The 13,086-nt window shown below is 64.2% G+C and carries 10 protein-coding genes and 1 tRNA gene; 9 read left to right on the top strand and 2 right to left on the bottom strand.

The genetic code is table 11. The features are described from left to right. Positions 1-725: 725 nt before the first annotated feature. A tRNA-Ser gene (locus PARACOCCUSGL_RS0104335) sits at positions 726-815 on the bottom strand. A 246-nt stretch (positions 816-1,061) separates the two neighbouring features. Between PARACOCCUSGL_RS0104335 and PARACOCCUSGL_RS0104340 the strand changes: the two genes are divergently transcribed. The 7 genes from PARACOCCUSGL_RS0104340 to kynU all read left to right on the top strand — a co-directional run bounded on the left by PARACOCCUSGL_RS0104340 (position 1,062) and on the right by kynU (position 9,741). Further along, positions 1,062-2,636, top strand: a complete 1,575-nt coding sequence (locus PARACOCCUSGL_RS0104340; RefSeq protein WP_237701484.1) for a DUF294 nucleotidyltransferase-like domain-containing protein — start codon at positions 1,062-1,064, stop codon at positions 2,634-2,636. Beyond that, positions 2,633-2,878 (top strand): hypothetical protein, encoded by a 246-nt coding sequence (locus PARACOCCUSGL_RS20260; protein WP_010393469.1) that lies wholly within the window; start codon positions 2,633-2,635, stop codon positions 2,876-2,878. Before PARACOCCUSGL_RS0104340 ends, PARACOCCUSGL_RS20260 begins: the two co-directional genes overlap by 4 nt. Next, positions 2,875-5,571, top strand: a complete 2,697-nt coding sequence (locus tag PARACOCCUSGL_RS0104350; protein WP_010393470.1) for a sensor histidine kinase — start codon at positions 2,875-2,877, stop codon at positions 5,569-5,571. The genes PARACOCCUSGL_RS20260 and PARACOCCUSGL_RS0104350 overlap by 4 nt, the downstream gene beginning before the upstream one ends. Then, positions 5,571-5,936, top strand: a complete 366-nt coding sequence (locus PARACOCCUSGL_RS0104355; protein WP_010393471.1) for a response regulator transcription factor — start codon at positions 5,571-5,573, stop codon at positions 5,934-5,936. The genes PARACOCCUSGL_RS0104350 and PARACOCCUSGL_RS0104355 overlap by 1 nt, the downstream gene beginning before the upstream one ends. After that, positions 5,933-8,053: an exonuclease domain-containing protein gene (locus tag PARACOCCUSGL_RS0104360; RefSeq protein ID WP_029371498.1), complete on the top strand. Its 2,121-nt coding sequence runs from the start codon at positions 5,933-5,935 to the stop codon at positions 8,051-8,053. The genes PARACOCCUSGL_RS0104355 and PARACOCCUSGL_RS0104360 overlap by 4 nt, the downstream gene beginning before the upstream one ends. A 97-nt stretch (positions 8,054-8,150) precedes the next feature. Further along, the gene (locus PARACOCCUSGL_RS0104365) at positions 8,151-8,480 is read left to right on the top strand and encodes a LacI family DNA-binding transcriptional regulator (protein WP_010393474.1); all 330 of its coding nucleotides are present in this window, start codon (positions 8,151-8,153) and stop codon (positions 8,478-8,480) included. A gap of 16 nt (positions 8,481-8,496) precedes the next feature. After that, on the top strand, positions 8,497-9,741 hold the full coding sequence (kynU, locus tag PARACOCCUSGL_RS0104370; protein ID WP_010393475.1) for a kynureninase: 1,245 nt from the start codon (positions 8,497-8,499) through the stop codon (positions 9,739-9,741). A 4-nt stretch (positions 9,742-9,745) separates the two neighbouring features. Here kynU and PARACOCCUSGL_RS0104375 read toward each other — a convergent pair whose 3' ends face one another. Continuing rightward, entirely contained in the window at positions 9,746-10,519 is a 774-nt protein-coding gene (locus tag PARACOCCUSGL_RS0104375) for a DeoR/GlpR family DNA-binding transcription regulator (RefSeq protein WP_010393477.1), read from the bottom strand. Positions 10,520-10,775: 256 nt separating this feature from the next. On the opposite strand from PARACOCCUSGL_RS0104375, the gene PARACOCCUSGL_RS0104380 reads away from it, so the two are divergent. Both PARACOCCUSGL_RS0104380 and folD read left to right on the top strand, forming a co-directional pair. Next, on the top strand, positions 10,776-11,909 hold the full coding sequence (locus PARACOCCUSGL_RS0104380) for an iron-containing alcohol dehydrogenase (protein WP_029371500.1): 1,134 nt from the start codon (positions 10,776-10,778) through the stop codon (positions 11,907-11,909). A 277-nt stretch (positions 11,910-12,186) separates the two neighbouring features. Next, positions 12,187-13,077: a bifunctional methylenetetrahydrofolate dehydrogenase/methenyltetrahydrofolate cyclohydrolase FolD gene (gene folD, locus PARACOCCUSGL_RS0104385; RefSeq protein WP_010393482.1), complete on the top strand. Its 891-nt coding sequence runs from the start codon at positions 12,187-12,189 to the stop codon at positions 13,075-13,077. Positions 13,078-13,086: the final 9 nt, after the last annotated feature.

Genomic DNA, 13,086 nt, shown 5'->3' on the forward strand with positions numbered 1-13,086 from the left:
GGTCACGTCTCGACGGAAATCAACAGCCAGAGGTTTGGCGAGTAATATTTGCGGTCGACGCTGTGTATCCACCCGAAGGAGCCAGATGAGGCCTCCCCAGTGGAAGAGTGAAATGCGCTGATGACGATCCGGTGCGGCGAAGCACCTTCGCGCATCAGAGAAAAATATCTGGAAGCGAGGGGAATGGCGACTGAACGAACGTCCGCTGTCGCGGCGTCAAAAACACTCCGCGAACGGCGACTATTCGGTGGGAAACGGACCCGTCTAGGAACGGGGTGCCAGAGACCGCGTCCACCCTTCTATAGCCATCGCTGCGCTGATCCAGGGTGCAACATCACCGATAGGCCCGCTGCAATACCACAAGAGGGAGTCGGCTTCTTCTCGCACCCAGGCCACCAGTTCCGCAGCCTGGCGTGAAGTATAGGACACGATTGCCCCACTTGCCGCGTGCCAATGAATCCTGGCGATCGCTGATCAAAGCTCAACGCCGCATGCACCATCCGCTCTCACCTCTTCGCCAGCGAAGCGATCGATAGTGGCTTCGAATTCCTTTATCGGTCGCAGCAATCGCTGGCTGTGCACCGCCGCGAAATCAGCTTTATCGAAAAAAGGGGGAAATGAATCTCCCGAGGCTCCGCTCTATTTGATCGGGCGCTTATATTGTGCGGGAAACGGAGGTTTACGGCGGTATTTGGCGTTCTTAAATTGGGCCGAAACAGGAAGCGTGGCGGAGACGAAGGGATTCGAACCCTCGAGACGGTTTCCCGTCTGCACCCTTAGCAGGGGTGTGCCTTCGACCACTCGGCCACGTCTCCGCTGCCCCGTATATGGGGCGAGCGGCGGGGAAACAAGGGCTTTTTGACTGACCGGCGCAGTTGCAAAGCCCGGCCTGTATGCCGTCGTTTTCAGAGTATTTCGACCAGAACACTGCATGGTTTGGCGCAAGCCGCGCGGGAGACCACCGGCCTGTCGGCCTGACACGCCGCAGCTGTCCGGCCAAAGCTGTTGTGAACAGGCCACAGTTAGGCTTATCAATGGATTGCGGGCAGGAGGAACGCTTGGTGGGCGTCCCGCAGAACGCATCTTGCGGGGCGCGTCAAAAGGGCAGGGAGGGGCAAGAGGGCCATGCGTGCTTCCTCGGAGGCTATGGGTTTGCCTGTGTCCGCCGCATGCAAGAGGTGCGGGCGGTGACGGGGGCGGATCGCAGCACGCGCCACGAACAGCGCGAGATGGTGACACTGGTCACGGCGCGGGTGCGCGATGCCGCCCTGCGCAAGCCATATGTGGTCGATGCCGGGACCGATCTTGCAACGTTGTGTCGCGAACTCGCGGCCCGTGCCCTGACCGATGCGCTGGTGCGGGACGGAAAGCGGCTTGGCATCTTTACCGCCACCCAGCTGGTCCGGGCGATCCTGCGCGATGAGCCGCCACAGGCGCTGGCGGTGCGCGATTTCACCAGCTTCACCCCTTGGTCCGTGGCGGTGGACGACGATCTGTACGATGCGATGATGCTGATGCTGCGCCACCGTATTCATCGCGTTCTGGTGCGCGATGGCGATGAAGTGGTGGGCATTCTCAGCCAGTTCGATCTGATGAGCTTTCTGGCCAGTCACTCGCATCTGATCGCGGCCGAAATCTCGCGCGCCCGTAGTCCGGGTGAGCTGGCCGAAGCCGCTGCCGGGGTTGAGCCGCTGATCCGCGCCCTGCATGCCGATGGCGTACGAAGCGAGATCATCGCCGAGCTCGTTGGCCGTCTGAACCGCCAGATATTTCGTCGGCTGTGGCAGATGCTGGCCCCCCGGCCTTTGCAGGAAAACAGTTGCCTGATCGTCATGGGCAGCGAGGGCCGGTCCGAGCAGATCATCCGCACCGATCAGGACAATGCGCTGATCCTGCGCGACGGATTCCGCTTTGACGGGCTGGAGCGGGTGACGCAGGCCTTTACCGATACGCTGATCTCGTTCGGCTATCCCCCCTGTCCCGGGGGCATCATGCTAAACCGTCCGTTATGGTGCCAAAGCGTACAGGACTTTGGTGACAGTATCCGCGACTGGGTCCATGGCTCGGACCCCGAGGGGCCGATGCATCTGGCGATCTTTCTTGACGCCGCCGCGGTTGCCGGGGACGAGCGGTTGCTTGCCGCCCTGCGCGACCGGCTGCGGCGGGTCCTGACCGGGGGCGACAGCTTTTATGCCCGTTTTGCCTTGGCGATCCGGCAGTTTGACGGCGGTGCAGAGGGCGGCTGGTGGCGGCGTCTGCCCGGTCTGCGCGGACCCGAGGCGGCCGAGATCGACCTGAAAAAGCTGGGGATATTTCCGTTGGTCCATGGCACGCGCGCATTGGCGCTGGAACACGGGATCACATTGCCGGGCACTCAGGCCCGTCTGGCGGCGCTGGCCGGGGCCGGGCGGATCGATGCAGGGCTTGCCCGCGACGTTGCTGACGCCCTGCATTGCATGATGGGGCTAAAGCTTGACAGCAACCTCGCGCAGATTGCCCGTGGCCAGGCCCCTGACAACAGCATCCGCCCGTCCGAACTGGGCCGGCTCGAGCGCCAGGCCTTGCGCGATTCGCTGAACATCGTGCGCGAATACAAGCAATGGCTTGGCCAGCATTACCGGTTGGATCTGCTATGAGACGGCGCGACGGACCCCGGCCCGAGGTGCTGTTGGCGCTGTGCGGCGCGGGCTTTTTGCTGTTCAACTTTCCGCTGCTGCTGATCTGGGACCAGCCTTTGACTATCCTTGGGCTTCCACTTTTGCCGGTGGTGCTGTTCGTGGTCTGGGGCGGGCTGATTGCGGCGCTGGCATGGGTCAGTGCCCGCAGCGCCCGACCGCCCCGCAGCGACCGGGCCGGGAACCGGAGGAAGGGCGAATGATCCAGCCCGGTTTCGTTCTGGCAGCCTCTTTTGGATATCTGGTCCTGCTGGTGGCGGTCGCAGCACATGGAGATCGCCGCGCAGGGCAGGGCCGGTCGCTGATCGACAGCAGCCTGGTCTATGCGCTGTCCTGGGGGGTCTATTGTTCGGCCTGGACCTATTTCGGCAGCATTGGCCGCGCGGCTTTGGGTGGGGTCTGGTTCTTGCCGATCTATCTGGGGCCGATGCTGGCCATGCTGCTTGCATGGCTGGTGCTGCGCAAAATGGTGCGGATCGCGCGCAGCTATCGCATCACCTCGATCGCGGATTTCATTGCCAGCCGCTACGGGAAAAGCCCGCTGCTTGCCGCGCTGGTGACACTGATCACCGTGGTCGGCATCCTGCCTTATATCGCCTTGCAGCTGAAAGCCGTCTCGGCCGGTTACGAGGCATTGACCGGGGGGCAGGGCCAGTCTGACATGGCCTGGTGGCGCGACGGCACGCTTTACATGGCGTTGTCGCTTGCGGGCTTCGCGGTGGTCTTTGGCACCCGCCACCTTGACCTGTCCGAGCGGCATGAAGGCATGGTCGCCGCCATCGCCTTTGAATCGGCGGTCAAGCTTGCGGCTTTTCTGGCGGTGGGGGTTTTTGTCACCTACGGGCTTTTCGCAGGCATGGGCGATATCTGGGCACGGGCGCAGGCACAGCCTGATATTGCCAATCTGCTGCGCCTTGATGGGCTGGGATTCGAAGGATTTCAGGGTGCGCAATGGTTCGCGCTGACTCTGCTGTCGATGCTTTCGGTGCTGATGCTGCCGCGCCAATTCCAGATGATGGTGGTGGAATGTGTCGATGAAAGGCACATCCTGCGCGCAGCCTGGCTGTTTCCGGCTTATCTGCTGCTCATCAACATCTTTGTCCTGCCCATCGCCATCGGCGGCATGTTGATGATGGGCGACGCAGGGGCGGGGGCGGAAAGCTATGTGCTGACCTTGCCCCTGTCACAGGGGGCGGCGTGGCTGGCACTGCTGGCCTATATCGGCGGGCTTTCGGCAGCGACGGGTATGATCATCGTTGAGACGGTCGCGGTCTCAACCATGGTCTGCAACGATCTGGTGATGCCCGCGCTGCTGCGCAGTGGGCGCTTTGCCCAGGCCGGGGGCGACCTGACGCGGCTGCTCTTGAATATTCGCCGGGCCGCGATCCTTTTGGTGCTGCTGCTGGGCTATCTGTATTTCCGCGTCGCGGGTGAGGCTTATGCGCTGGTCTCGATCGGGTTGATCAGCTTTGCCGCCGTCGCGCAATTCGCCCCGGCGCTTTTGGGTGGCATGTATTGGCGCGGCGCGACGCGGGCGGGGGCGCTGGGCGGGCTGATCGGTGGGTCTTTGGTCTGGGCCTATACGCTGATGCTGCCTTCGGTCGCCCGGTCGGGCTGGATCGGGGCAGATTTCCTTGATGGCCCATTCGGTCTGACCTTTCTGGCACCGCAACGGCTTTTCGGCCTTTCCGGTTTCGACGAACTGACCCATTCGCTGTTCTGGAGCCTGCTCGTCAACATTGCGCTTTATGTTGGCCTGTCGCTGATCGGCCGCGCCTCGGCGCGCGAGGCAAGCCAGGCGCTTTTATTCGTCGATGTGTTCGAGCGTGGGCAGGCCCAGCCGGTGTTCTGGCGCGGTCGGGCGCGGCCCGAGGATCTGCGCCGCCTTGCCGGGCGTTTTCTGGGGGCGGCCCGGGCCGAGGCGCTGTTTCGTGACCATGCGCGCGAAACGGGAACGGCGCTGGACAGTCTGACCGCCGATGCACGGCTGGTGGATCGGGTGGAACGTCAGATTGCCGGGGCTATTGGCACGGCCTCGGCCCGGGTAATGGTCGAATCGGCTTCGCAGGAGGAACCGCTAAGCCTTGATGATGTGCTTGAGATCATCGACGAGGCCTCGCAGGTGCGCGTCTATGCCCGCGAACTGGAAGAGGCGACCATCGAGCTGCGCGCTGCCAACGAAAAGCTGAAAAGCCTCGACCAGCTCAAGGATGATTTCATGTCCTCGGTCACGCATGAATTGCGCACGCCCCTGACCTCGATCCGGGCGCTGACTGAGCTGATGCTGGACACGCCCGATATCGAGTCCGCTCAGCGTGATGAGTTTCTGGGGATCATCCTGTCGGAAAGCGAAAGGCTAAGTCGGCTGGTCAATCAGGTGCTGGATCTGGCCAAGATCGAGGCGGGCGTGGCAGAATGGCATACGACCCGCGTGGACATGAAGGCGCTGATCGCCGCTGCCCTGCGCGCCACGGCCGAGCTGTTTCGCGAACACGGGACCGAGGTGGCGCTGGACCTGCCCGAGCGGGTGCCCATGGTGCTGGCTGATCCCGACCGGCTGACACAGGTGCTGGTGAACCTGCTGTCGAATGCGGCCAAGTTCGTCCCCAAAGGGCGAGGCCGGGTCCAGATCGTGCTGCTGCAGCAGGGGGATGAACTGGTCGTCAAGGTGCGCGACAACGGCCCCGGTGTTGCGCCCGGGGATCAGGCGACGGTGTTTGAAAAGTTCCGGCAGGGCGGCGATGCGTGCAACCGTCCCCCCGGTACCGGGCTTGGTCTTCCGATCAGCCGGCAGATCGTTGTTAATTTGGGGGGCAGGATGTGGCTGGAATCCCGGCCGGGGCAGGGCGCATGTTTCGCCTTCAGCCTGCCGTTACAGAGTCAGGGGAGGAGCTGATGACGGACAAGGTACTGATCGCGGATGATGAGCCGAATATCGTCGTGTCGCTGTCCTTCATGCTCAAACGCGAGGGGTATGAGGTCCTTGTCGCGCCGGACGGGTTGCAGGCGCTTGATATGATCCGCAGCGACCCGCCCCGGCTGGTGCTGCTTGACGCGGCCATGCCGGGGATGAACGGCTTTGACGTTTGCGAGGCGGTGCGCGCCGATCCCGGCCTTTCGGGGGTCCGCATCCTGATGCTGACCGCCAAGGGGCGCGAGACGGACATCGCCCGCGGCATGGGGGCGGGGGCCGACGCCTATGTGACCAAGCCCTTCTCGACGCGCGAACTGATCGTTCGTATCCGCGAGCTGCTGGCATGAGATCCGCCACCCGCCTCCTGTTGCCTGTCGTCCTACCGGGTCTGGCGGTGGCGCTATGGGTGCTGGGTGGCATGGCGCTGTTTTATGCTGCCCTGTCGCCCGAGCGGCGCGAGGGGGTGTCCGCCGGGCTTGCGCCGGCGCTGGCCGAAGGCGGCGCGCTGATCTTTGGCTGGTGGCTTGCTGGGGCGGTGCTCGCTGGCTGGCTTGCCGCGCGTCTTTACGCCCGCCATGTTGCAGCCCCGGCGCGGCTGGCTGATGCGGCGCGGCTGCTTGCCGGGAATGCCGATGCGCCCCGCGCGCAGGCTGCTGGCCCCGAGGCGCTGTCCGGGCTGGCCGAGGCGCTGAACCGTCTTGCCGACGAACGTCGGACCTTGCAGACCGACATGGCGCGTCTGGTGGCCGAGGCCCAGCACAAGGTCGCGCAAGAGCGCGACCAGCTTGGTGCGCTGATGGCTGAGCTGCGCCAAAGCGTGATCGTCTGCAACCTTGATGGTCGCATCCTGCTTTACAATGACCATGCCCGCAGCATGTTCCGCCGGGTCTCGGGCGGGGGGGATGTGATCGGGCTTGGCCGCTCGATCCATACTGTTATCGAGCGGGCCCTGATCGACCATGCGCGCGATACTGTGGACCGCCATATCGCACGGGGAGAGGCGCCCGTTTCGGCGCAATTCGTTACCACCACGCCAGCGGGCAGTCTGCTGCATGTCGTGCTGGCCCCGGTTCGCCCGCAGGCCGGGGAATCCGATCAGATCAGTGGCTATGTGCTGCTGGTTGATGACATTACCGGCGATTATGCCGCCCAGTCCCGTCGCGACCGTCGCCTGATCGAGCTGACCGAGGCCAGTCGCGCCTCGCTGGCCAATATGCAGGCGGCGCTGGACATGCTGGATTATCCCGACCTGCAACCGGCCGAGCGGGACGGCTTTCACGCCATCGTCCGCGATGAGGTAACGGCGATGGGCCAGCGGCTAAAGGCGATGACGGCGGATGCCTCGCAAGAGATCCTGACCCGCTGGCCGCTGCAAGAGATGCTGGGCGACGACCTGCTTGCTGCCGCTTCGCGGCATGTCCAGGTACAGACCGGGGCCGAGGTTGCGGTCGGGAATGCCGATGACGGGCTGTGGCTGCGCGTTGACAGCTTTTCCCTGATTCAGGCGCTTGGTGCACTGGCGGTGCAGGTCGCGGGGGCGCAGTCATCCCTGACGCTAAGACTTGCCCCCGCAGCAACGCCGGGCTGGGCGCATCTGGATCTGGTCTGGCCGCTTGAGGTCGGGACGGGGCCGGGCACTGCCGGGGCCGTCGCTGGTCAGGCCGAGGTGGACCGTGCCCGTGACATCGCGGAACGTCACGGCGGTGAATTGTGGCTGGAACAGGACCGTCCGGCGGGGCAGTCCTTCTTTCGCTTTCTGCTGCCGACCGCCCTGTCCGGACCCGAGATCGCCTGGCCCGAGTCCCGGCCCGAGTTCTATGATTTTGACCTGTTTGCGGCCAGCGATTCCAGCCGCTCTTTGGACGATCAGCCGCTGGATCAGCTGACCTATACCGTCTTTGATACCGAGACGACGGGTCTGAATCCGGCCGAGGGCGATGAAATCATCCAGATCGGCGCGGTGCGTATCCTGAACGGCAAGCTGTTGCTGGGCGAGCGGTTTGACCAGATTGTCGATCCGGGCCGCGAGATCCCCGAGGCCTCGATCCCCTATCACGGCATCCACCCCGAGATGGTGCGGGGTCAGCCGCGTATCGCCGAAGTGCTGCCCGTTTTTCACGCCTATGCCGCCGATACGGTGCTGGTCGGGCATAACGTTGCCTTTGACATGCGGTTTTTGCAGATGAAAGAGGGAGTGACAGGCCTGCGCTTTGACCAGCCGGTTCTGGATACGCTGCTGTTGGCCAGTATCGCCCAGCCCCATGAACCTTCGCATTCGCTTGAGGCGATTGCAGAGCGGTTGGGGATCGAGGTCGCCAATCGCCACAATGCCGCCGGCGATGCGCTGGTGACGGCGCAGGTGTTCTTGCGGCTTTGGCCGCTGTTGCAGGCGCGGGGCATTGCGACGCTGGGTCAGGCACGTGCGGCGGCCGAGAACTCGTATTATGCGCGGCTGCGCTACTAGCGTCGGGGGCGGCTATGGACCAGCTGCAAGGGATGTTCCAGAAATCCAGAAGGGGGAGTATGCGGCGGCCCAGAGCATTTCCGAAGGAGCTGTGACATTGGCCACGCTGAAGGATGTCGCGCGTGCGGTGGGCCTGTCGATCACACAGGCCAGCCGGGCATTGAACGATCATTCCGATGTCAGCGAGATGACGCGTAAACGGGTCAAGGCCGCAGCGTGTTCGCTGAATTATCAGGCGAATATCTCGGCGCGCAAGCTGGTGACGGGCCGCTCGGGTAGCGTTACCAAGGCACCGCGGCGTGACAGCCGGGAGCTGCCGGCAGATTGCCTTGCCGGTCTGCTGGAGGGGCGGCCGCTTAAGGAATTGCAGCGCGTCGGCCCGCATGAACTGATCATCCGTAATTCGACCGGCCCTGCGCCGGAGTGACCTGACGAGGACCGACATGACCTTTCCCGACCGTGCCGCAATCGAGACCATGGATGCCCAGGACCCGCTGGGCCATCTGCGCGATGTCTTCCTTTTATCCCCGGACGAGGTCTATCTGGACGGCAACTCTTTGGGTGTCCCGACCCGTGCCGCTCAGGATGAACTGATGCGCGCTGCCCGTGACGAATGGGCGGGACAGCTGATCCGCAGCTGGAACAGCGCCGGTTGGTTCGACCTGCCCGTCGAACTGGGCGATCGTATTGGCGGGCTGATCGGCGCGGCTGCAGGACAGGTGGTGGTGGCCGATACCACCTCGATCAACGTCTATAAGGCGCTGCATGCCGCCATGAGATTGCGCCCGGGGCGCAAGGCAATCATTGCGGAAAGCAGCAGCTTCCCGACCGATCTGTACATCGCTGAGGGGGTCGTTTCGACCCTGCCCGGGGCACGGCTGCGGCTTGAGGGCGTGGATGGCGCGACGATCGAGGAGATGCTTGATGGCGATGTCGCCGCGGTGCTTGTCAATCATGTGGACTATCGCACCGGAGCGTTGCGCGACATGGCGGCGCTGACGGCGCGCATCCATGCGGCGGGCGCCGTCGCTGTCTGGGACCTGTGCCATTCTGCCGGTGCGCTGCCGGTCGGGCTGGATGCGGCGGGTGCGGATTTCGCCGTGGGCTGCACCTATAAATACCTCAACGGTGGGCCGGGCTCGCCCGCCTTTATCTATGTCGCACAGCGGCATCAGGGGCAGGTGTCGCAACCCCTCAGTGGCTGGTGGGGACACGCCCGGCCTTTTGCCTTTGAGACGGGGTATGAGGGTGATACCGGCATCCGCCGTTTCCAATGCGGCACCCAGCCCATCCTGTCGATGCGGGCGCTAAAGGGCGCGTTGCAGATCTGGGAGGGGGTGGACCTGCACCAGCTTCGCGCCAAGAGCATTGCCCTGACCGATCTTTTTATCCGGCTGGTCGAAGGGCGATGCGCCGGGCTGGGACTGACGCTTGAGACCCCGCGCGAGGGCGCCCGGCGCGGCAGTCAGGTTGCATTGCATCACGATCACGCCTGGCCGGTGATGCAGGCACTGATCGCGCGCGGTGTAATCGGCGATTTCCGCGCACCCTCGACCCTTCGCTTTGGCTTTACGCCGCTTTACCTGCGCTATGCTGATGTGCTGCGTGCGGTCGATGTGCTGGAGGATATCTTGCGCAGCGAAAGCTGGCGCGATCCGCGCTTTGCCGTAAAGGCCGCCGTGACCTGAGGAGTTATTCGTCCGACGGGGGACAGACCCGGACCTTGGTCCCCCATTCTGCGCAGCGTCGCGTCAGGTCCTCGGGTAATGGCTGGTCGATAAAGACCGCATCCAGTTCGGACAGGCTGGCAATGCGGGCGGGTGCGGGGCGGCCAAGCTTGGAATGGTCGGTGACCAGAAAGGCCTGACGCGACTGGCGCAGGATGGCGCGGCTGACCCGCACCTCGGCCAGATCGAAATCCAGCAGATCGCCGTCATGATCCAGCGCCGAGGTGCCGATGACCGCGTAATCGACCTTGAATTGTTCAAAGAACTGGGTGGTCAGTTCTCCGACCAGCCCACCGTCCGAGCGCCGCAACGCGCCACCCGCCACCATGATTTCGCAGCCCGGATTGGCCAGCAGGATATTGGCGACATTCATGTTGTTGGTGACAACGGTGATATTCGAATGATGGATCAGCGCACGGGCCACCGCCTCGGTCGTGGTGCCAAGGTTCAGGATCAGGCTGCAATTGTCGGGGATTGCCGCTGCGCAAGCCTTGCCGATGGCGGTCTTGGCCTCGGCATTCATACGCCGCCGCGCCTCATAGCCCAGATTGACGGCCCCGGCGCGCGGCACCGCCCCGCCATGCACGCGGTCCAGCAAGCCTGCTCCCGCCATTTCGCCCAGATCACGGCGGATCGTCTGTAAGGTGACGTCGAAACGTTGTGCCAGATCCTCGACCAGAACCCGGCCTTCGGCGCGGGCAAGCTCAAGGATCTCACTTTGGCGAATGCTGAGGGCCAAGGGCGCTCTCCATCGGCTGAACCGTGGTCAATGTAAGCGATCCGGAAGGGTGCGCAAGTGTTCCTTGCATAGGGAAAGAGCCGGCGCTGATGTTCGCATTGCTGCTGCTTTGGCCTGAAACGAAAGCTTCTTGACCGTCCGGGGCCTGCGGTGCAGCCTGCGCCCGACCTTGAAAACAGCAGGCCGCCATGTCCCACACGTTTCGATTGACCAGCGCATTGCGCGTGCCACTCTGCCCGAAATGCGCGGGGGCGGCATGAACGGGTTTTCCTTTGCCCTGCCGGGGCGTGTGATCTTTGGTCGGGGCGAGGCGGAACAGGCTGCGCCCCTGATCCGCACATACGGTCCGCGCGGTGTGCTTGTACATGGTGCGAACCCGGCCCGCGCGGCATGGCTGCTTGACGCCCTGCACAGTCAGGGGGCTGAGGTCATGGCTCTGGCCTGCGGGTCTGAGCCAAGCTTGCCGATGCTGGAACAGGCACTTGGCCAGGCCAAAGAGTTTGGCGCTGACTGGGTTGCGGCACTGGGCGGAGGCGCGGCGCTGGATCTGGGCAAGGCGCTGGCGGGGCTGATCCCTGCTCCGGGCGGGGTCATGGATCATCTTGAGGTGGTGGGCCGTGGCCTGCCGCTGGCCGCGCCGCCCTTGCCCTATATCGCCTTGCCGACCACAGCCGGGACCGGGGCCGAGGCGACCCGCAATGCCGTGATCGGCCTGCCCGATCATGGCCGCAAGGTTTCGATCCGGGACGAGCGTATGCTGCCCCGGCTGGCCATCGTCGATCCGGCGCTGACCGATCATTGCCCGCGCGCGGTGACGCTGGCTTCGGGGCTTGATGCATTGGCGCAGGTGATCGAACCGTGGATCTCGTGCAAGGCGACGCCGTTTACCGACGCGTTGGTGCGGCCGGTCATCCGCCCCGGCTTGCAGGCGCTGAAACGGTTGACAGAGGCCGAGGACAGCGCCGCCCGTGACACCATGGCCTGGGTCAGCCTGTGTGGGGGCATGGCGCTGGCCAACGGAGGGCTGGGCGCGGTGCACGGCCTTGCAGGGGTGATCGGGGGCGTGACGCCCGCCGCGCATGGCGCGATCTGTGGGGCGTTGCTTGGCCCTGTGCTGGCCCTGAATCGCACCCATTCCCCTGATTCCGCCCGTATCCGAGAGGTCTGTTGCGAGATAGCCGGGGTGCTGGACTGCACCACCGCCGAGGCTCCGCAAGCGCTGACTGCCTGGGCGCGCGGTGCCGGGTTGCCTGGGCTGATCGCGCAAGGTCTTGACCCGGCGCGGCATCAGGTGGTGGCCGAAGCGTCGCTTTCCAGCTCTTCGATGAAGGGCAATCCCTTTGCCCCGACGGTTCCGCAGCTTTGCGATGTGCTGCGCGAGGCGAGCTGACCGCCGGATGCGTCGAAGGCTTGTCGCAAATCATCTGCTCGGCTGACGTAGCCTGTTTTGACCCAAGTCGCAAAACGACACTGTCCTGTCGCAATAGGGTCTGACCTTTGCGACGGCCAGTTGGAAAAAGGCGTCAACGGGGATAGAGGCGAACCGGGACGGTCAGGTCCGCCATGGGGCGGGTTTGCACATGCCGGCGCCTGCGCTATCCGCGAGCGGGGGCGGTCGGCTATTGCCGCCCGCGACACGGGTGCGGAATGCGAAGGAGGTTAGGCCGATGGGGGCAAGGATCATCGACGGCAAGGGGTTTGCGGCCGGGGTTCGCGGCCGTGTGGCAGAGGCTGTGGCAAGTCTTAAGTCCCGGCACGGGATTACGCCGGGCTTGGCGGTAGTTCTGGTGGGCGAAGACCCGGCCAGCCAGGTCTATGTCCGCAACAAGGGCGTCCAGACCCGCGAGGCCGGAATGGTCAGCTATGAACACAAGCTGCCGGTCGAGACGCTGCAGGATGAGTTGCTGGCACTGATCGACAGGCTGAACACCGATCCGAACGTTCACGGCATCCTGGTGCAGTTGCCGCTGCCCGACCATATGGACGCCGCGGCTGTGATCAACGCCATCGACCCCAAGAAGGACGTGGACGGGTTCCATGTCATCAATGTCGGCCTGCTTGGCACCGGGCAAAAGGCGATGGTGCCTTGCACCCCTCTGGGCTGTCTGATGCTCTTGCGAGATCTGCACGGCGATCTGACGGGGCTGAATGCTGTGGTGGTCGGGCGCTCGAACATCGTCGAAAAGCCGATGGCGCAGTTGCTGTTGAATGCAAGCTGCACCGTGACCGTCGCCCATAGCCGTACAAAGGATATCGAAGAGCTGTGCCGCTCGGCCGATATTCTGGTCGCGGCGGTGGGCCGGCCGCGCATGATCCACGGCGATTGGATCAAGCCTGGTGCCACGGTGATCGATGTCGGCATCAACCGGATCGAAGAGGATGGCCGGGCGCGGCTGGTTGGCGATGTCGACTTTGACAGTGCCGTACAGGTAGCGGGGGCTATTACTCCGGTGCCGGGTGGGGTTGGGCCGATGACCATCGCCTGTCTTTTGGCGAATACGCTGACAGCCTGCTGCCGGGTGCACGGCCTGCCTGAGCCGGAGGAGCTTACCGCCTGAGCGCGCTGC

The sequence above is a fragment of the Paracoccus sp. TRP genome (assembly GCF_000185925.1).
Taxonomy (GTDB): domain Bacteria; phylum Pseudomonadota; class Alphaproteobacteria; order Rhodobacterales; family Rhodobacteraceae; genus Paracoccus; species Paracoccus kondratievae.